At 40.3% G+C, this 19,506-nt stretch carries 17 protein-coding genes; 10 read left to right on the top strand and 7 right to left on the bottom strand.

Annotated elements, in window-relative coordinates:
- Window positions 1–62 precede the first annotated feature (62 nt).
- The 4 genes from RM529_RS03725 to RM529_RS03710 form a co-directional block, all read right to left on the bottom strand.
- A complete protein-coding gene (locus RM529_RS03725; RefSeq protein ID WP_311483414.1) occupies window positions 63–992 on the bottom strand; it encodes a DUF58 domain-containing protein in 930 nt (309 codons plus the stop codon).
- Between the two features lie 88 nt (window positions 993–1,080).
- Window positions 1,081–1,398 carry a thioredoxin gene (trxA, locus tag RM529_RS03720; RefSeq protein ID WP_311483413.1) on the bottom strand — a complete coding sequence of 106 codons (318 nt, stop codon included), beginning with the start codon at window positions 1,396–1,398 and terminating at the stop codon, window positions 1,081–1,083.
- Window positions 1,399–2,105: 707 nt separating this feature from the next.
- Window positions 2,106–6,494, bottom strand: a complete 4,389-nt coding sequence (dnaE, locus tag RM529_RS03715; RefSeq protein ID WP_311483412.1) for a DNA polymerase III subunit alpha — start codon at window positions 6,492–6,494, stop codon at window positions 2,106–2,108.
- A 248-nt stretch (window positions 6,495–6,742) separates the two neighbouring features.
- A complete protein-coding gene (locus RM529_RS03710) occupies window positions 6,743–7,192 on the bottom strand; it encodes a ferritin-like domain-containing protein (protein WP_311483411.1) in 450 nt (149 codons plus the stop codon).
- A 283-nt stretch (window positions 7,193–7,475) separates the two neighbouring features.
- On the opposite strand from RM529_RS03710, the gene RM529_RS03705 reads away from it, so the two are divergent.
- Together RM529_RS03705 and rimM are read left to right on the top strand one after the other, a co-directional pair.
- The gene (locus tag RM529_RS03705) at window positions 7,476–8,063 is read left to right on the top strand and encodes a 30S ribosomal protein S16 (RefSeq protein ID WP_311483410.1); all 588 of its coding nucleotides are present in this window, start codon (window positions 7,476–7,478) and stop codon (window positions 8,061–8,063) included.
- Window positions 8,064–8,078: 15 nt separating this feature from the next.
- Complete coding sequence (gene rimM, locus RM529_RS03700) at window positions 8,079–8,606, top strand: ribosome maturation factor RimM (protein ID WP_311483409.1); 528 nt, start codon at window positions 8,079–8,081, stop codon at window positions 8,604–8,606.
- 137 nt (window positions 8,607–8,743) lie between these two features.
- Here the strand turns inward: rimM and ald are convergent, their stop codons facing one another.
- From ald to RM529_RS03685, 3 genes are all read right to left on the bottom strand, one after another.
- Window positions 8,744–9,841, bottom strand: a complete 1,098-nt coding sequence (ald, locus tag RM529_RS03695; protein ID WP_311483408.1) for an alanine dehydrogenase — start codon at window positions 9,839–9,841, stop codon at window positions 8,744–8,746.
- A gap of 103 nt (window positions 9,842–9,944) precedes the next feature.
- Window positions 9,945–13,469 (bottom strand): leucine--tRNA ligase, encoded by a 3,525-nt coding sequence (locus RM529_RS03690; RefSeq protein ID WP_311483407.1) that lies wholly within the window; start codon window positions 13,467–13,469, stop codon window positions 9,945–9,947.
- Between the two features lie 147 nt (window positions 13,470–13,616).
- Complete coding sequence (locus RM529_RS03685; protein ID WP_311483406.1) at window positions 13,617–14,543, bottom strand: ketopantoate reductase family protein; 927 nt, start codon at window positions 14,541–14,543, stop codon at window positions 13,617–13,619.
- A 112-nt stretch (window positions 14,544–14,655) separates the two neighbouring features.
- Here RM529_RS03685 and RM529_RS03680 point away from each other — a divergent pair, with 112 nt between their 5' ends.
- The 8 genes from RM529_RS03680 (at window position 14,656) to RM529_RS03645 (ending at window position 19,471) form a co-directional block, all read left to right on the top strand.
- Window positions 14,656–15,534, top strand: coding sequence for a cell division protein FtsX (locus RM529_RS03680; protein ID WP_311483405.1), 879 nt, complete (start codon window positions 14,656–14,658; stop codon window positions 15,532–15,534).
- A gap of 218 nt (window positions 15,535–15,752) precedes the next feature.
- The gene (locus RM529_RS03675; protein WP_311483404.1) at window positions 15,753–16,019 is read left to right on the top strand and encodes a DUF3098 domain-containing protein; all 267 of its coding nucleotides are present in this window, start codon (window positions 15,753–15,755) and stop codon (window positions 16,017–16,019) included.
- Between the two features lies 1 nt (window position 16,020).
- Window positions 16,021–16,815: an undecaprenyl-diphosphate phosphatase gene (locus tag RM529_RS03670; RefSeq protein WP_311483403.1), complete on the top strand. Its 795-nt coding sequence runs from the start codon at window positions 16,021–16,023 to the stop codon at window positions 16,813–16,815.
- 13 nt (window positions 16,816–16,828) lie between these two features.
- A complete protein-coding gene (locus RM529_RS03665; protein ID WP_311483402.1) occupies window positions 16,829–17,113 on the top strand; it encodes a nucleotidyltransferase family protein in 285 nt (94 codons plus the stop codon).
- Complete coding sequence (locus RM529_RS03660; RefSeq protein WP_311483401.1) at window positions 17,103–17,441, top strand: HepT-like ribonuclease domain-containing protein; 339 nt, start codon at window positions 17,103–17,105, stop codon at window positions 17,439–17,441. Before RM529_RS03665 ends, RM529_RS03660 begins: the two co-directional genes overlap by 11 nt.
- On the top strand, window positions 17,431–18,153 hold the full coding sequence (gene truB / locus RM529_RS03655; RefSeq protein WP_311483400.1) for a tRNA pseudouridine(55) synthase TruB: 723 nt from the start codon (window positions 17,431–17,433) through the stop codon (window positions 18,151–18,153). Before RM529_RS03660 ends, truB begins: the two co-directional genes overlap by 11 nt.
- Before the next feature lie 18 nt (window positions 18,154–18,171).
- Window positions 18,172–18,891 (top strand): energy transducer TonB, encoded by a 720-nt coding sequence (locus tag RM529_RS03650; protein WP_311483399.1) that lies wholly within the window; start codon window positions 18,172–18,174, stop codon window positions 18,889–18,891.
- Window positions 18,892–18,895: 4 nt separating this feature from the next.
- Entirely contained in the window at window positions 18,896–19,471 is a 576-nt protein-coding gene (locus tag RM529_RS03645) for a DNA-3-methyladenine glycosylase I (RefSeq protein ID WP_311483398.1), read from the top strand.
- Window positions 19,472–19,506 lie beyond the last annotated feature (35 nt).

Here is a 19,506-nt window from a genome sequence, read left to right as displayed (position 1 = left end):
TACCACCGTTTTACAATCCTGCAAACCTTTTTTTGCATTTTTTTCAGAATAATTTCAACCCATCAACCAATCTTTTGTCTTTCAACAAGATAAGTCGTCAAAATTTTTTCGAGATTTTTATTAATATCCGCCTGCACATACTGGATCTTATACCTGGCGCATTCCAGCTTAAGGGAATTGATATAATCCCCAACCGCAAGTTTGTAATTTTCCTTTACATTTTCAGAATATAAATCTACCTGTGCACCAGTTTCCACATCGGTAAACCGCCTGGGAACATTGTCAAAATCAAAACTAAGCTCCCTCTTTTCATCCATTACATGAAAAAGCACTACTTCATGCTTATTATACTTTAAGTGCCGCAGAGCCTCAAATAAATCAGTTTCTTCGGCATCTGCCTGGAACATATCGGTAAATAAGAATACAAGTGATCTCTTTTTCAGTTTTTCCGCAATCTGGTGCAGGTATTTATGAGTATCGGTTGCCCTTCTTTCAGATTCTTCCCACATAAGCCCGTTAAGCGTATTCAAAAGCATATGATGGTGCCGCTCACTTCCCTTTTCAGGCGCGTAGAATTCGAAATGGTCACTATACACGCTCAAGCCAACCGCATCGCGCTGCCGCTTCATTATTTCCATGATACAGGCCGAAGCTAAAGCAGCAAATCCAATTTTATTTAAAGAACCCACGTCTTGATTTCTCAATTTTGGATAATGCATAGAAGACGAGTTATCCAGAATTAAATGGCATCTCAAATTCGTTTCCTCTTCATACCGCTTTGTATAAAGTTTATCGGTCTTGGCAAATAACTTCCAATCGATATGCTTTGTACTCTCGCCGTTATTATAAATTTTATGCTCAGCAAATTCCGCAGAAAATCCGTGAAACGGACTCTTATGTATCCCCGAAATATATCCTTCCACCACCTGCCTCGCCAGTAACTCAATATTGGTAAATCCTCCTGCTTTGTGTACTTGTTCCTGTAAATCCATCCCGCTTAATTCTAAAAACAAACTGTAATATATAGAAAAAGGCCTGATTTTCATCAGGCCTTTTCCTTATCGTTATCTAATAATCCTACTATAAAAGATTATCAAGAGCTTCAGCATAAGTAGTTTTAGGAGCTACACCAACCTGGCGGCCTACTAATTCCCCATTCTGAAAAACAAGTACTGTAGGTATATTTCTCACTCCGTATTTGGCAGCAAACTCCTGGTTCGCATCCACATCAAGCTTTCCAACCAGTGCTTTCCCTTCGTATTCCTGACTTATCTCGTCGATGATAGGTCCAACCATTCTACAAGGTCCACACCATGCAGCCCAAAAATCTACCATTACAGGCTTATCACTCTTTAAAACTTTCTCTTCAAAAGTCGCATCTGTTATTTCAATTGCCATAATATCTTATTTTAAGTTTCGCTTCTTTTTATATGATATGTAAAAATAGTCAAATATTTTTGCTTTCCTTACACAAGCAATATTGTATTTGGCTATATCCTTATTCGCAAGGCTTATTTGGCGGTTTCCCCGCGCTCGTGGCGCGGGGCCGGGCTTTTCGCGCTACAAGGTAGCTTGCTCCAATCCCTAACCGAAAAAAGTCCAGTAACAGTGACACAGTTGGCAATTGTGGTTAATTATCAAAAATATCAATTAAGACCAATCCTGGTTCTGTTTTTTGCCACTGCTTAAATTTGGCAATTTTCGCCCCACAACAACATTAAACTGACCTTTTTCCGCTGCTTTCTAATCGTTTAACTTCACAAATACCAAATATCACACACCATATCTATACCGCTGTTTATTTTTTTCCCTGTAACGCCTAGACATCCTTTTTTTCGGTACTTTTTATGCCGAAAATTGCCATTTTGAGAGGTCATTTTCAGAAATTAATGGAAAAAAGGTACCCGTCCCCGATTTTAACCTTTAAACCGCCCCAGGAGGATGCTCTAAATTGTCAATTATCGACCTATCTCCACGCTCAACAGCAAACGGACAACAGACACAGACAACAATAAGCCTATGCCCGAAAATGCCAATTTTCGACCTACAGAAACTTCATTTTTCTTACTTCGAAAAACTCAAAACCCCGAACAACGAACAACGAACTAATTCAGCTTATAATTCACCTGTTCTTCTTCCAGCGCTTCCAGTAATTCCTGTGATATCTTTACTTTTTGTCGCTTGCTTGGCATATGGAGCTTCACCTGGTCTTTCATTTCATAAACCACAAAATTCAGTTTATGATCGCCGCGATGACTTCTGAATAAATCCTTTAAGGCGGTGATTTTCTCATCCTTCAGGTCATTTATATCCAGCTGGATGGTAAGTTTCTTTGCATAACTATCCATAATATCATGAAGTAGCTGGAAACTGTTAAACTGAATTCTTGGGTCACTCTTTTTTCCGGTTTCTTTATTGGTCCAGCCTTCCTTAATAAAAGCTTTTATATGTACAAATGAATTCGGCACCAGAAAATGCCTGAATTTAAGATACTCTTCCCCAAACATCCTGAATTCATAAGTCTCCACATAATCTTCTACAAAAAACGTGGCCCATCCTTTGCCCATTTTTGAGGTACGGTGCTGCACATCACTAATGATCCCGCCAAAAGAAAGCTCCCTGTTAACGAACTTTTCCATCTCATTAAAGTCGGCTAAAGTACCATTGCAGAAATATTGCAGTTCCTTCTTAAAGTCATCCAGCGGGTGCCCCGAAATGTAGATCCCCACCACTTCTTTTTCCCTTCTCAGTTTTTCCATGGTACCCCACGGCTCACATGGCGGCACTGTTGGCTCAGGAATCTGCACATCGCTGGCTTCTCCAAAGAGGCTTACCTGCGAGGAGTTTTCATTTTCCTGGAATTTTGCAGCAAATTTTATCACTTTTTCCAGAAAAGTCATTCCGTCGCCTTCATCATGAAAATATTGTGCGCGATGGGTATCGTTAAATCCGTCAAAGCCACCGGCCAGAGCTAGATTTTCAAAAGCTTTTTTATTGGCTGCACGTAAATCTATTCGTTTGGCCATATCAAAAATGGAACGATAAGAACCTGCTTCAGTTTTACGATTTTCTACAATAGTAGCCACTGCGCCTGCACCAACTCCTTTAATGGCACCCATACCAAACCTTACGGCATTTTCTTTATTTACAGAGAACTTGTAATAAGATTCATTTACATCAGGCCCAAGCACATTTAGCTTCATACGCTTGCACTCTTCCATAAAGAAAGTAACCTGCTTAATATCATTCATATTATTAGAAAGCACCGCCGCCATATATTCCGCAGGATAATGCGCTTTTAAATAAGCAGTTTGGTAAGCGATCCAGGCATAACAGGTAGAGTGGGATTTGTTGAAGGCATAGGCCGCAAATGCTTCCCAGTCTTTCCAGATTTTCTCCAGCACTTCCCTGGGATGGCCTTTGGCCTCTCCCCCATCTAAAAACTTCGGTTTTAGCTGTTCCAGTAAAGCGAATATTTTTTTACCCATTGCCTTCCGCAGCATATCGGCATCACCTTTGGAAAATCCTGCCAGTTTCTGCGAAAGCAACATCACCTGCTCCTGATAAACTGTAATTCCGTAGGTTTCCTGCAGGTATTCTTCCATATCGGGCAAATCGTAGGCGATTTCCTCATTTCCGTGCTTACGAGCAATAAAACTTGGAATATACTCCATTGGCCCCGGCCGATACAAAGCGTTCATAGCAATAAGGTCGTCAAAAACCGTGGGTTTAAGATCTTTCATGTGCTTCTGCATTCCCGGTGATTCATATTGGAATATCCCAACCGTTTCCCCTCGCTGGAACAACTTGTAAGTTTCCTCATCATCCAGCGGAAAACTATCCGGATCTAAATCTATGTCATGACGGCCTTTTACAATTTTCACCGTGTCCTTTATTAAGGTCAGCGTTTTAAGTCCTAAAAAGTCCATTTTCAGCAAGCCGGCGCTTTCCACTACCGAGTTATCGAACTGAGTAACATATAAATCGGAATCTTTGGCCACAGAAACCGGCACATAATTGGTAATATCCCCCGGGGTGATAATTACCCCACAGGCATGGATACCGGTATTTCTCACCGATCCCTCGAGAATCCGCGCCTGATTAAGCGTTTGCGCCTCCAGATCGTCTCCTTCGGCTATATTGAGAAGTTCATTGATCTTCTCCATTTCTTCACTTCGGAATTTACTCTTCAGCGTCTTCTCATCTACTCCAAAAATCTTCCCAAGTTTCGTATTCGGAATAAGTTTGGCAATCCTGTCCGCATCCATCAGCGGCAAATCCAGCACTCGTGCCGTATCACGGATGGAAGATTTGGCGGCCATGGTTCCGTAGGTAATAATCTGCGCCACCTGGTTAGCTCCATACTTTTTGATCACATAATCCATTACGCGGCTTCGGCCTTCATCATCAAAATCAATATCAATATCGGGCATGCTCACACGATCCGGATTTAAGAAACGCTCAAACAGCAGGTCGTACTTAATAGGATCGATATTCGTAATTGCAAGGCAGTAGGCTACGGCACTTCCAGCGGCAGATCCACGGCCCGGCCCAACCGACACGTCCATATTACGTGCTTCCCGAATAAAGTCTTCCACAATAAGAAAATATCCCGGGTAACCCGTATTTTCAATTACCGAAAGCTCAAAATTCAGCCGTTCTTCAATTTCGGGAGTAAGATCTTCGTAACGTTTTTTCGCTCCTTCAAAGGTGATGTGCTTCAAATAGGCATTTTCGCCCCGCTTTCCGCCATCCACTTTATCTTCTTCAACTAAAAAAGCTTTGGGGATAGTAAACGCCGGTAAGAGTACATCCCGCGCCAGTTCAAACGGTTCAATTTTATCTACAATCTCCTGAACATTGGAAATAGCTGCGGGTAAATCCTTAAAGAGATTTTTCATCTCCTGAGCAGACTTAAAGTAATATTCCTGGTTTGGCAATCCATAGCGATAACCTCTGCCCCGTCCAATTGGTGTAGCCTGCTTTTCACCATCCTTCACACAAAGTAGAATATCGTGTGCATTGGCATCTTCCTGCTTCCAGTAATACGTGTTATTGGTTGCAACCATTTTTATATCGTGCATCCTGGCGAAGTCAGTTAAGACCGGATTTACCCTGTTCTCGTCTTCCTGGTTATGCCGCATGATCTCCATATAAAGATCATCCCCAAATTCTTCTTTCCACCAAAGCAAAGCTTCTTCTGCCTGTTTTTCTCCAACATTCAGCACTTTACTGGGAACTTCTCCATAAAGATTTCCGGTAAGTACCATCACGTCCTCTTTATATTTTTTAATGACTTCCTTATCTATCCGCGGCACGTAATAAAATCCCTGGGTATAGGCGATGGAAGACATTTTGGCAAGGTTGTGATATCCCTTTTTGTTCTTTGCGAGCATCACGATCTGGTAACCATTGTCTTTCCTGGATTTATCCAGGTGGTTTTCACAAACAAAGAACTCACAACCCACCACAGCCTTTAATTCTTTAGCCTCGACAGGCAAATTATTCTCCAGCGCTTCAGCATTCTTCGCTTTAATAGATTTATTATAGGCGCCCACCTCTTTTACAAAATGGAAAGCGCCCATCATATTGGCATGATCTGTTAAAGCGACCGCCGGCATATTTTCTTCTCCTGCCGCATTTACCAGGTCAGGAATACTAATGGTAGACTGTAAAACTGAAAACTGGGAATGGTTATGCAAATGTGCAAACGGTACTTCATCCAGTTTTTCGAGGTTCTCTTCAATTTCCTCGGTAGTAATTGCTTCGGACGGTTGTTCCTTCTGAAGCTGTTTCCTTATTTCTTCGGAAGCCTTTTTGAGGTTGATATGTTTTAACCCGATAAGTTGTATCGGCTGCGGATTAGCTTCTGAAAAATTTTCGAAATAATCTGCAGGAACGTCCAATTGTTCTTTGGTGAACATTCTTTTGCGTACCAGCTCAAGAAAACAACGGGTCGTTGCCTCCACATCGGCCGTGGCGTTATGGGCTTCAGCAAAAGGTTCGTCAAATAAATACTCGTGAAGTTCCGTAAGTGTAGGCAGTTTAAATTTACCGCCACGCCCACCGGGAATTTTACACATTCCGGCTGTAACCTCTGTACAGGTATCGAGAATTGGCAAATTTTGAAGTGAATTTTCCATCTGAACACGGAAAAATTCGGCTCCCATAATATTAACGTCAAAACCCACATTTTGACCAACCACAAATTTTGACTTATCAAGGGCCACCTGGAATTTTTCTAAAACCTCCTGTAAAGTAATGCCGTCTTGCGCGGCCAGTTCTGTAGAAATGCCGTGAATTTTCTCGGCGTCATATGGAATATTAAAACCTTCCGGCTTTACCAGGTAATCCTGACTTTCAACAAGATTCCCCATGTCATCATGCAGCTGCCAGGCAATCTGGATACAACGCGGCCAGTTATCTGAATCGGTTAAAGGAGCGTCCCAACGTTTTGGCAATCCGGTAGTTTCAGTATCAAAAATAAGGTACATGTGATTCGGTTTAATTTAGGCAGGCTACAGTCTGATGTAAAAAAAGCACTTCAGCTTTTGCCTGCAAAATTAAAGATAAATAGACTTCCGGTAAAAGAAAGTTTTTAAGAATTATCAACCATTTACAGCATAAAAAAAGCCTCACAAACAGTTACCGCTAGGTACTTATTTGTGAGGCCTGATACGAACATTTTAAACTACTACTACATCAGTCAACCTGTGTTCGCATCGTTTTTGTTATTTCAATTTTAATCAAATTGCTTCTCTAGGCTTTTCACCTCATTGAGCGTAGCCATAATAGCATTTTTTTGCTTCAACAAAATATTTCCGGTAGATGCCGGGATACTGGCATCCTTAAGTATTTCTTCATAGTCCTCAACAGCCGCTTTTTCCCCTCTTACAGCTTCTTCCAGCACAGCTTCCTCTTTATCTGAGGAGAGACTTGTTTTTAAGTTCATCCATGACCTGTGAGCGTCTCCTGCCAAACTGGAGCCTTTATCTGGTGATTCCCCAAAATTGACAATTTCCGACTTTAATTCATGACCAAAATCATATCGCTGCTGGGCTTTATCTTTAAAGAATGATTTTAGCTCCCTGTTGTTTACGTTTTCGGCAGCAAATTTAAACCCCTTCTCCGCATCATAATTCTTCTCAAGAAGTTCGTTTAATTTTTTTGCAACTTTTTCTGAATATTTCATACCTGATTTTCTTTATCTATTTACCCAAATATACACTCCTAAAACCTTGGTACCAACCTATTTAACAGGGTTTAGCACTAATTAACTGCTTTTAACAGCGGCCTGATTTTTTCGCGAAAAATTTTCCCAAAAATTCTAAATCCTTACTTCCAGAAAGGCATTCAATTTCACAGAACGTCCCTTTACAATTTTTAATTTCGTAAAAACTTGTAAATAAGAAAAATGTAGTATCTTTGCAGCCTTATTAATAACAGGGGTCGGGAACCCCACAAATTAATTTTTTATGCCTGTAAAAATAAGATTACAAAGACACGGTAAAAAAGGAAAGCCTTTTTACTGGATTATTGCCGCAGATTCGCGCGCAAAAAGGGACGGTAAATACCTTGACAAAATAGGTATTTATAACCCCAACACCAATCCTGCAACTATTGAATTAGATGTTGACGGTGCGGTAAAATGGTTGCAGAATGGAGCACAACCTACAGATACTGCCCGTGCTATCCTTTCTTACAAAGGTGCTTTGTTAAAGAAACATCTTGCTGTCGGCGTTCGAAAAGGCGCTTTGACCGAAGAGGAGGCTGAGAAGAAATTCCAGGCCTGGTTAGAGGAAAAAGAAGGTAAAATCGACGCTAAGAAAGAAAATTTAACCAAAGAACAGCAAGCAGCCAGAACTAAAGCTTTGGAAGCTGAAAAAGAAGTAAACGCTAAGCGTGAAGCTGAAGCTAAAGGCGCTGAAGAAGAAACTGCTACCGATGAGAATTATGAAGGTGCTGCAGTAACTGAAGGTAGCGAACCTGAAGCAAATGTTGAAAAAGAAGTTGACACTGAAACTGCTAAAGAAGCAGCGACAGAAGACAAAAAAGACGCTTAATTTAACATGCCGGCGATGACTAAAGAGGAGTGTTTCTATTTAGGAAAAATCGTTAGCAAATTTAGCTTTAAAGGGGAGGTGCTCATAAAACTGGACACCGATGAACCTGACTCTTACACAGAAATGGAATCGGTTTTCGTTGAGTATAACGAAAACCTGGTTCCATTTTTTATTGAAAAAAGTGCTCTTCATAAAAGCACCTTACTCCGTGCAAAATTTGAAGATATTAATACCGAAGATGACGCCGAAGATATTATAGGCTGTGAACTTTACCTCCCACTTACCATGCTGCCCGAGCTGGAAGATCATCAGTTTTATTTTCATGAAATTATAGGATTTAAGGTTATTGATGCACATCACGGCGATATTGGCGAGATAGCTTCTGTAAATGATGCTACTGCACAAGCCTTATTTGAGATTAAAAAGGATGGCAAAGAAATCCTTATTCCCATGAATGATGAATTCCTGGAAAAAGTGGATAAGAAAAACAAAACAATTTACCTTAACACCCCTGAAGGACTGGTGGATATTTATTTGTCTTAAAGTAAGGATTTCATATTCTTTATTTTTATTACTTATTGTCACTCTAGACGAATTAGAAGGGTCTAATTTTGAACGCCAAATAAAAAAATGCCGCTCCCTAATGGCAACGGCATCTTGTATTTTTGTAATATCAGGATTTAAGCAAGAATTTCTTCCCATCCAAAGGCTTCGGCAATAGCTTCATATACAATCTTACCTTTTACAATATTCAGCCCTTTAGACAGAGCCTCATCCTGAGAGCAGGCGGTTTTCCAACCCGCAGCCAGTTTTAACACGTAAGGTAATGTAACATTTGTTAGCGCAAGTGTGGAAGTATGGGGCACCGCTCCAGGCATATTTGCCACACAATAATGCACAATATCATCTATAATATAAACAGGATCTTCATGGCTTGTTGGACGTGAAGTTTCTATGCACCCGCCCTGATCTACAGCCACGTCTACAATAACAGTCCCAGGCTCCATCTCCTTAAGCATATTCCTGCTAATAAGCTTTGGTGCTTTTGCGCCCGTGTTTAAAACCGCTCCAATTATAAGGTCATGTGTCTTTATATGCTTTCTGATATTATATTCATTAGAGAACTCTGTAACTACGTGGCTGGGCATGATATTATTTACATGGCGCAAACGATCCACATTTACATCCATAATCGTCACCTGGGCTCCTAATCCTGCGGCCATTTTTGCCGCCTGTATACCAACCGTACCTGCACCAAGAACCAGTACCTTTCCGGGACGAACACCCGGAACCCCTCCCAGCAGTAAACCTTTTCCTTTAACGGGCTTTTCCAGGTACTTTGCCCCCTGCTGAATAGCCATTCTCCCGGCCACTTCAGACATTGGAGTAAGCAAAGGCAGAGCCCCCGAAGCATCCTGCACGGTCTCGTAGGCTATACAAACAGATTTATACTGAATCATAGCCTCGGTAAGCGCCCTGTTGGAAGCAAAATGAAAGTAGGTAAAAATCACCTGATCCTCCCTTATAAGAGAATACTCCTTTTCAATAGGCTCCTTTACCTTTACCACCATTTCGCTCTTCGCGTACAACTCTTCAATGGTAGGCAATAAAATTGCTCCTGAAGCAGCATAATCTTCATCTAAAAATCCGCTGTTGTCACCCGCAGTAGATTGCACAAAGACCTTGTGGCCAAGCTTAGTGAGTTCCAGAACACCTGCAGGAGTCATCCCCACCCGGCTTTCGTTGTTTTTAATTTCTTTAGGTACACCAATTTCCATAAATAGAGTATTTTTAACGCAAAATAAATTAAAAATATTCAACAACAGGGGGTGCAAGGTATTAATTCACTAATTTTTATTCCAATCGTAATTTTAAGAGGGGTTAAATGACAATATTCACTATTTTGCCCGGAACAACTATCACTTTTTTAGGGGGTGCATCAGACAAATAACTTTTTGCCCGCTCATCTGCAAGCACTGTCTTTTCAATCTCTTCTTTGCTCATATCAAGCGGCAGTTCCATGGTGAAACGCATTTTTCCATTAAAGGAAATTGGATAGTTTTTAGTACTTTCTACCAGGAATTTCTCTTCATACACCGGATATTCCGCGGTAACAATGGATTCTGAATAACCTAATTTCGACCATAATTCTTCAGCGATATGCGGCGCATAAGGCGCAATTAATATTGCTAAAGGTTCTAAAACTTCCCTGCTGTTGCAGTTTTGAGCAGAAAGCTCATTCACACAAATCATAAAAGTGGAAACCGAAGTATTAAAGCTAAAATTTTCTATATCCTCAGTCACTTTCTTAATAGTCTTATGCAAAGTTTTTAGCGAATCTTTGGATGCCGGCTCATCTGAAACAGAGAAACTGTTCTCCCCTCCTAAGGAGGGGTTAGGGGTGGAATGATACAACTTCCAAAGCTTTTTCAGGAAATTATGCACACCGGTAATTCCGGCGGTATTCCATGGTTTTGCCTGCTCTAACGGCCCAAGGAACATCTCGTACATCCTTAAAGTATCGGCACCATAATCTTCACAAATATCGTCCGGATTTACCACGTTACCCCATCTTTTAGACATCTTTTCTACCTCTCTGGCTGCAACAAAATTTTGCTTATCGCAATCTGTAATTTCAGAACCTTCAGAATCTAAATAAATTGCATTCTTTAGCTCTTCATCCCCTGATGATTTTAAAGCAGCTAAATTTAAATTATCACTCAAACCATCCAAGAACTGTAAATTAACTCTAGGATCGCTAAAGCCACTGTATTGAATATAAACAGAAGATTTTTCAAGTTTCAGACCAAAAGAATTTTTAATAATTTTTTCAAATTCTTTTTTCATGGATGTGAAATAAGATAAACCATTTATTTTCTCCTGTATAAACCTAACTCCTTTAGCTCTCAAATCGGCAGAAAAAAAGACGCTATTGGAGTTTTCTATCAAATCTGCTTTAACTTCATAATAATCATCTGGCGTATCCTTTTGGTTATCTAAATTTGAAACTAAAGTAATTTTTGCCCTATAAGGAATTGCACTCTGTCCCAAAATCATCCCTTGATTGATTAACTTTTTAAAAGGTTCCTCAACCGACAGGTATCCGCGATCTTTTAAAAATTTTGTCCAGAAACGGGAATACAGTAAATGCCCGGTGGCATGCTCACTTCCGCCTATATATAAATCTACACTTTCCCAATATTGCTGTGCTTCCTTAGAGACAAAAGCCTCTTCGTTATGCGGATCCATATATCTGAAAAGGTACCAGGAGCTTCCTGCCCAACCAGGCATAGTATTTAGTTCCAGCGGAAAAATGCTCTTTTCATCTATTTCGGCATTTGGAACCACCTTATTATTTTCTGTGTCCCATGCCCATTCAGTTGAATTACCCAAAGGCGGTTCCCCGGTTTCGGTTGGAAGGTATTTTTCAACTTCAGGCAACGTAAGCGGCAAATGTTCCGCAGAAATCATTTGCGGCATTCCGTTTACGTAATAAACAGGAAAAGGTTCTCCCCAGTATCTTTGTCTGCTAAAAACGGCGTCCCGAAGTCGGTAGTTTGTTTTTCCGTAGCCAAGACCCAATTTTTCCAGTTCCAGGATCGCTTTCTGAAGCGCCTCTTTATATTTAAGCCCGCTAAGGAAATCTGAATTTGCAATCACCGTTCCTTCCTTTCCGGAGAAAGCCTCTTCAGAAATATCAGCATTTTCAAAAATATTTTTTATTGGTAAGTAGAAATGTTTTGCAAAATCGTAATCCCGCTGGTCACCACAAGGCACAGCCATTACTGCTCCTGTCCCGTAACCCGCCAATACATAATCCCCAATCCAGATTGGCACAGGCTCTTTGGTAAAAGGATGCTCTGCATAAGCACCGGTAAAAACGCCGGTGATCGACTTAACATCGGCCATACGTTCACGTTCACTGCGCTTCGCGCTGGCCGCGATATACGCTTCAACTTCTTCTTTCTGCTCCGGAGTGGTGATTTTTTTTACCAGTTCATGCTCTGGCGCGAGGGTCATAAAAGTTACCCCAAAAATCGTATCGGGACGGGTCGTGAAAACACGAATCCCCCCAGCCCCCGAAGGGGGAGCTTTTTGAACTTTCTCACTAACATGAGGTTGCCCGGAAAGAGCGGTTTCAATTTTTTCCAGAACCGCATCAATGTCTCCAATTACTTCTTCATTTCTAAACCTCAGGACTTTGAATCCTTTGCTTTCAATTATTTTAGTTCGATTTTCATCTTCTTTAACCTGCAGATCATGAATTCCTCCATCAACTTCAAGGACCAATCGCTTTGACAGGCAAACAAAATCAACTATAAAATCATCAATAAGATGCTGTTGGCGGAACTTATACCCCAAACTTTTGTTACGCAGATGATTCCACAAAATTTTCTCGGCATCCGTAGGACTATTCCTGTTTTCCCTCGCCTTTTCGAGAAGTAAATGAGCATTATTGCCTCCAGTCATATATCCCCGTCGTGCTTTCTCTTCCCCTTCGGGGAAGGATAGGATGGGGAATTCAACCATCGCTCCCACAGATTTCCCAATCCAGTTTCGCTGACTTTCCTTTAAGCTCTCGGTCCAGTCGAGTTTATCAAGATCCTGAAGAAGGCGTTCTGCAAAAGCGGAAATGCGCATGCTCCATTGTGTCATTTTTTTCCGGACCACGGGATAGCCGCCACGTTCGGAAACTCCGTTTACAATTTCATCGTTCGCGAGTACTGTTCCCAGCTGCGGACACCAGTTTACTTCGGTTTCAGCTAAATAAGTAAGTCTGTATTTAAGTAGAATCTTCTGTTTTTCTTCAGAAGAAAAAGCATTCCATTCTTCCGCAGTAAAATCTTCAACATCATCATCACAGGCTGCTTTTACCCTTTTATTCCCTTCCGAAGCAAAAATTTCTTCAAGTTCTGAAATCGCTCGGGATTTATCCTGCTCATAATCGTACCAGGACTCAAAAAGCTGGATAAAAATCCACTGCGTCCATTTGTAATATTCGGGATCACTGGTGCGCACTTCCCTGCTCCAATCAAAAGAAAAACCAATCTTATCCAGCTGCTCGCGGTAACGTTTTATATTATTTTCTGTAGTAACCGCCGGGTGTTGCCCGGTTTGGATAGCATACTGCTCTGCCGGAAGCCCAAAACTGTCATATCCCTGTGGATGCAGAACATTAAAGCCCTTATGGCGCTTGTAACGCGCATAAATATCACTCGCAATATACCCCAGCGGATGCCCTACATGAAGGCCTGCCCCGGAAGGATAAGGAAACATATCCAACACGTAATAAGCCTCCCCCAGCCCCTCCGAAGGAGGGGAGCCAGGATTTTTAGCTTTAAAAGTTTGATTATCGGCCCAGTATTTTTGCCATTTGGCTTCAATTTCGTTGAAGTTGTAATTCATTTCTTCTCTTAACTATTGGTCATTGCGAACAATGAAATCACGCGGCAATCTAAGACTGCTTCCCGTTGTTCGCAGAGACGTTAATCACTAATTGCCTGCAAATTTACAATTTTATACTTGTTGGATTGCCCAATAGCAGAGAGATTCTTAAGCTTTCCTGGCTTCTTTTTCCATTGGCAGCACCAGCTCATAAAGCAACCGGTTAACGGGGGTCGAAATTTGCCATTTTTCACCTTCCTTTACAATATACCCATTGAAATTTTCCAATTCTGAAGGTTTACCATTCATAATATCCCGCTGCGTAGAAGCAGTTGTTCCTTTTGGCTGCTGCTCTGCAACCTTAAGTGCTTTTTCCACATGTTCCTGTGTTAAAGCGATGCCTTTTTTATTGGCAACGGCCAAAACTTCTTCGGCAGTTTTACGCATCATGTCCTTTAGGTAATCGCTTTTCAGAATTTTATCTATAGAAACCCTGGTGAGGCCTCCAATTGCACTTACCGTAGTGATATAAAGGAATTTCCTCCAGATTTCCAGCTGAATATCCTCCGGAATTTCACAATTCACCCCCGAACTATCAAAAATTTCCTTCAACTGAAGAATTCGCTCTGTTTTAGAATTATTCAGTTCCCCAAAAGTTACATGAGGCTCTATGGAAGGATGTTTTATCTTCCCGGGACCTTCTTTAAAAGCTATAATGCGGCATAATCCTCCTAAAACATTCTCTTTTGGAATTACCTCCATAAGTTTTTCAGCATTACTGGCACCATTTTGCAAAGGAAGTACCATCGTATTTTTGCCAATTATCGGCTTTATAGCTTCTGCAGCTTCAGATATCTGCCAGGATTTTACTCCGAGAATTACCAGGTCAGGAGTGGGAACTTCAGCTACATCATCGGTTGCCAATTTTGGTTTCACAGTAAAATTTCCGTTAATGCTCTCTACTTCAAGTCCGTTTTCCTTAATTGCTTCCAAGTGTTTTCCGCGGGCAATCATACTGACTTCATATCCGGCTTTTGACAACTTCCCTCCAAAATAACCTCCAACTCCTCCAATGCCATATATCAATATTTCCATAGCTGTTTTTTTCAAATTTAAGCTTCTTAGAATAAATCTAAAAGTTTGAACGTTTTAAAGAATCGGGAATCATTAACTTTCTTATTTTTACACAAAATTCTGAGTCCGCTGTATGAGCACATCTTTTGAAAGGTATCAAAAACGCCGACTGATTTCTTCCTACTTTTCTGTAGTAATCAGTATTTCCTTAGTACTTTTTTTGTTGGGAATTTTGGGCTTGCTGGTACTCAATACCAAAAAAGTAGCCGATCATTTTAAGGAACAGATCGCCATGACGGTTTATTTTAAAGATACTGCCAAAGAAGTTGAAATAGAGCAGCTAAAAAAGAGCCTGGCCATGGCAGATTATACGAAATCTACCACCTACGTTTCCAAAGAAGAAGCTGCGGAAGAACACAGCAAGGAAATTGGTGAGGATTTTATGGAGTTCCTGGGATATAACCCGCTTCAGAATTCTATTGATGTGTACATGAACGCCGATTTTGTTTCTTCGGAACAGGTAGATGAAATTGCTGCAGAGCTTACTGCGAAAAACTTTGTTGACGAAGTTATTTATGATCAACCCCTGATTGCTTTGCTTAACGAAAATGTGAAAAAGATAAGTTTCTGGGTGCTTGTAGTAAGCGGAATTTTCACTTTTATCGCAGTACTGCTAATTAACAGCAGTATAAGGTTGGCGGTTTACTCCAAACGCTTTATTATAAAAACCATGCAGATGGTGGGGGCTACGAAAGGTTTTATAAGAAGGCCGTTTATCTGGCAAAGTGTGAAATTGGGTATAATTGGAGCTATACTTGCACTTATAGGAATGGCCGCAGTCCTTTACTATCTGAATAAAAGTTTTGGTGAACTGAATTTACTGGGAGATGTAAAATTACTGGCTGCACTTTTTATAGGAATATTTTTAATGGGCGTAATCATCACCTGGATAAGCACATATATAGCCACCTCGCGGTTTCTTAATTTGAAGACGGATGAATTGTATTATTAAGTTAGAAGTTAGAAGTTAGAAGTTAGAAATTAGAAATTAGAAATTAGAAAAATGCCAATTTCGGAACTGAGAATACATTTCTAAAACGGAAACTATTAAAAGATATAAATATGTCACGTCGAGCGGTTCCGATAGCTACTGGAAAGAGACGTTTTGTTTTTAAGAGCATATTTGTATTAATTACAAAATTCTGAATAAGCGCAAAAAAATCACAATAAATGAGTAAAAAGAATAACACTTCACCCAAACAACAGACGTCTTTTATCTTCGGAAAGAAAAACTACACCATGATGTTTATAGGGCTGGGAGTAATAGCACTTGGATTTATTTTAATGGCCGGTGGCGGCAGTGAAGATCCAAATACATTTAATCCCGCCATTTACAATTTCCAAAGAATCCGTTTGGCCCCAACTCTAGTCCTTATAGGCTTTGCCATAGAGGTCTATGCTATCCTCTTGAACCCAAATCCTAAAAAAGCAGAATAAATTGGAAGCACTAGACGCTGCCATTCTTGGTATTATACAAGGATTAACTGAATTTCTTCCTGTTTCCTCCAGTGGTCATCTAGAATTGGGAAAAGCAATTTTAGGTGATACCAGTGTTCCTGAAGAATCATTATTATTTACCGTTGTACTGCATTTCGCTACTGCTTTAAGTACGTTAGTAGTTTTCAGAAAAGATGTGATGGATATCTTTAAAGGCCTGTTTAGGCTTGAATGGAATGATGAAGCAAAATTTTCACTTAAAATAATTATTTCGATGGTTCCCGCAGCACTTGTGGGACTATTTTTTGAAGAGCAGCTGGAAGTATTGTTTGGCGGTAACATCATGTTCGTAGGTTTTATGTTGCTCATCACTGCCCTCCTGCTATGGCTCGCAGATAAGGCTAAAAACACAGGAAAAAGTGTAAGCTACAGCAATTCCTTTGTAATTGGTGTATCCCAGGCCATTGCAATGCTGCCGGGAATTTCCAGAAGTGGAGCTACTATTTCCACTTCGGTTTTACTCGGAAATGACAAAACAAAAGCCGCAAGATTTTCTTTCCTGATGGTGGTTCCTTTGATCTTCGGAAAAATAGCCAAGGATTTACTAGATGGCAATATTGCAGCATCTACTACAGAAACCTCCATTCTTTTAATAGGTTTTATCACGGCTTTCCTGGCCGGACTTGTCGCCTGTACCTGGATGATTTCCCTGGTTCGAAAAAGCAAACTATCTTATTTTGCCATCTATTGTTTTGTTGTAGGACTTGTGGCAATTATCTTTGAATATGTGAATTAATTATCTTTGTACTATGGATGCAAAGACGAATCAAATAATTATCGATTACCTAAAGGCATATGATCCCAAAGAAATTGCTGTTTTTGGATCATATGCCCGCGGAGAAATGAATATCGCCAGCGATATTGATATTTTGTATTCCCTGAACAAAAAAATAACATTGTTTGACCTTGCCCAGATCAAGATAGATTTGGAAGAAAAATTAAATAGAAAAGTAGATTTTGTCTCCAAAAAAGGTCTAAAAGAATGGATTATCCCGTATGTGATGAAGGATTTAAAAGTTATTTATGAAAAATAGCTTTGGATATATTAAGGATATGTTGGAACATATTTCCTATATCGAGGAATTCTTGTTTGGGGTGACTGAAGAGGAGTTGAGTAGAAATAAAGAAAAAGAATTTGCTATTATCAGAAGTTTTGAAGTTATTGGAGAAGCTGGAAAAAAGGTAGATAAACACCTGAAACTAAAATATCCCGGTATTCCATGGAGAAAAATGGCAGGTTTTAGGGACATTCTTATCCATGACTATGACAGAGTAATAACTGAAATCCTCTGGATTACAGCAACAAAAGAACTACCGCCGCTTAAGGCGCAACTTCTTCAAATTCTTGAAGATGAAAAATAATTTATTTACCGCAGAAGATTTTAAAGAAGGACAAATTCTTTTATTCGATAAACCGCTGGGATGGACGTCGTTCCAACTGGTGAACAAGGTGCGATGGCTGATTAGAAAAAGCTGCGGAATAAAAAAAATCAAAGTTGGCCACGCGGGGACTTTAGATCCGCTTGCTTCAGGATTGCTGATCATCTGCACCGGAAAATTCACCAAGAGAATAATCGAACTCCAGGGCCAGGAAAAGGAATATACGGGAACCTTCACTTTAGGTTCTACCACACCTTCTTACGACCTTGAAACCGAAATCGACCAAACTTTCCCTACAGACCATATTTCTAAAGATGATCTTCAAAAAGCCACGGAAAAATTTAAAGGTGAAATAGAACAAATTCCGCCGGTTTTTTCAGCTTTAAAGAAAGACGGAAAGCGGCTTTATGAATATGCGAGAAAAGGCGAAGAAGTGAAAATACAATCCCGAAAAGTGAATATTAACGGATTTGAAGTGGAGACTAAAGATTTTCCGTTGGTAAATTTCAGGGTGGTTTGCAGCAAAGGAACATATATAAGATCCCTGGCGCAAGATTTTGGGCAGGAATTAAACAGCGGCGCGCATCTTTCAGCTTTAAAAAGAACGAGAATTGGCGGGTACAAAGTCGGAAAATCTCTGGATATTGAGTCTTTTGAAAAATTACTACCTTCCCGGGAGAATAAACCTGCATAAGTGCAGTTTTAATTACCTATGGATTTTTTCGATAAACATAAAGCCCTTATAATAACCTCGTTGATATTTGCCATTTTGTTACTGACGCTTTATAATTTCAACTTATCCAACAGCAATCAAAAGACGCGGGAATTTCTGGTAAACCTGGATCAATATAAAGCTGAAAGTGAACCCCAAGAAGAAACTGAAGCTGAGCCTGAAGAGACACAACAGCAGCAAAGTGAGCAGGTGCAGACCCACAGAGCATATAATGAAAATCGGGGAGCGCGGGAACAGAATTTCGATAATCAGTTAAACGAAATTTTTGAAAAGAACAGTGCTTCCAGAGAAGAAACTTCTGAAGCTGAAACCAACACTTCAAACGGCGATTTTAACGTAAATAGACCTAAAAGAAATCGCCCGAAAAGAAGATCTGACGGGAATAACAGCAGCGACAATATTTCTACACAAACCGGCGGGATAGACAATAGTTCGATAACTTATTCTTTAAGAGGAAGGACGGCGTTAGAGATTCCAAATCCCATTTACACCTGTGATAATGCCGGTAAAATTGTAGTGAATATTATGGTAAATGCTGAAGGTGTTGTGCAGGAGACGAGAATTAACAAGGCCAGTTCCACCTCATCTAACGCCTGCCTGGAGGAGATGGCTTTAGAATACGCCGCGGGAGCAAAATTTAGCAGGCTGCCCGGCAGAGATTCACAACCGGGAACCATAAGTTACCAATTTAAACCTTAAAACTATGCCTGAAATTTCACGATGCGGCTGGTGTGTTGGCGATCCTTTGTATGAAGCCTACCACGACCAGGAATGGGGAGTACCCGTTTTTGACGACAAAACTATCTTCGAGTTTTTGCTGCTGGAAACTTTTCAGGCCGGTCTTAGCTGGATCACTATTCTTCGGAAAAGGGAGAATTTTCGCTGTGCTTTTGATGACTTCAATTATAATAAAATTGCTCTATATTCTGAAGAGAAAATTCAGGAGCTTCTTCAGGATAAAGGAATTATCAGAAATAAATTAAAAGTTCGTTCTGCAGTAACTAATGCACAATTATTTATTCAAATTCAAAAGGAATATGGAAGTTTCAGTAACTACATATGGAGCTTTGTAGATGGCAAACCCGTCCAAAATGAAGTTAAAGATTATAGAAAAGCCCCTGCAACTACTGAAATTAGCGATAAATTGAGCAAAGATCTGAAAAAACTCGGATTCAAATTTGTTGGATCTACCGTGGTGTATGCGCATATGCAGGCCACCGGAATGGTAAACGATCATGAGGTTTCCTGTTTTAGATATAATGAAGTAAAGAAACTATAATTTTAGAAGAATGGTTTTCTGAATAAAAATTCTCA

It is taken from the genome of Autumnicola edwardsiae (assembly GCF_031846505.1).
Classification (GTDB): domain Bacteria; phylum Bacteroidota; class Bacteroidia; order Flavobacteriales; family Flavobacteriaceae; genus Autumnicola; species Autumnicola edwardsiae.
Note: the sequence above shows the minus strand (reverse complement) of the source record. Positions and strands in the feature narration are given on the sequence as shown.

Coding starts and splice junctions, on each gene's coding strand:
- RM529_RS03660 (WP_311483401.1), top strand. CDS start 17,103: ATGAAAAATAGCTTTGGATATATTAAGGATATGTTGGAACATATTTCC.
- rimM (WP_311483409.1), top strand. CDS start 8,079: ATGACTAAAGAGGAGTGTTTCTATTTAGGAAAAATCGTTAGCAAATTT.
- truB (WP_311483400.1), top strand. CDS start 17,431: ATGAAAAATAATTTATTTACCGCAGAAGATTTTAAAGAAGGACAAATT.
- RM529_RS03650 (WP_311483399.1), top strand. CDS start 18,172: ATGGATTTTTTCGATAAACATAAAGCCCTTATAATAACCTCGTTGATA.
- RM529_RS03690 (WP_311483407.1), bottom strand. CDS start 13,469: ATGAATTACAACTTCAACGAAATTGAAGCCAAATGGCAAAAATACTGG.
- RM529_RS03710 (WP_311483411.1), bottom strand. CDS start 7,192: ATGAAATATTCAGAAAAAGTTGCAAAAAAATTAAACGAACTTCTTGAG.
- RM529_RS03645 (WP_311483398.1), top strand. CDS start 18,896: ATGCCTGAAATTTCACGATGCGGCTGGTGTGTTGGCGATCCTTTGTAT.
- RM529_RS03685 (WP_311483406.1), bottom strand. CDS start 14,543: ATGGAAATATTGATATATGGCATTGGAGGAGTTGGAGGTTATTTTGGA.
- ald (WP_311483408.1), bottom strand. CDS start 9,841: ATGGAAATTGGTGTACCTAAAGAAATTAAAAACAACGAAAGCCGGGTG.
- RM529_RS03675 (WP_311483404.1), top strand. CDS start 15,753: ATGAGTAAAAAGAATAACACTTCACCCAAACAACAGACGTCTTTTATC.
- RM529_RS03725 (WP_311483414.1), bottom strand. CDS start 992: ATGGATTTACAGGAACAAGTACACAAAGCAGGAGGATTTACCAATATT.
- RM529_RS03680 (WP_311483405.1), top strand. CDS start 14,656: ATGAGCACATCTTTTGAAAGGTATCAAAAACGCCGACTGATTTCTTCC.
- dnaE (WP_311483412.1), bottom strand. CDS start 6,494: ATGTACCTTATTTTTGATACTGAAACTACCGGATTGCCAAAACGTTGG.
- trxA (WP_311483413.1), bottom strand. CDS start 1,398: ATGGCAATTGAAATAACAGATGCGACTTTTGAAGAGAAAGTTTTAAAG.
- RM529_RS03705 (WP_311483410.1), top strand. CDS start 7,476: ATGCCTGTAAAAATAAGATTACAAAGACACGGTAAAAAAGGAAAGCCT.
- RM529_RS03665 (WP_311483402.1), top strand. CDS start 16,829: ATGGATGCAAAGACGAATCAAATAATTATCGATTACCTAAAGGCATAT.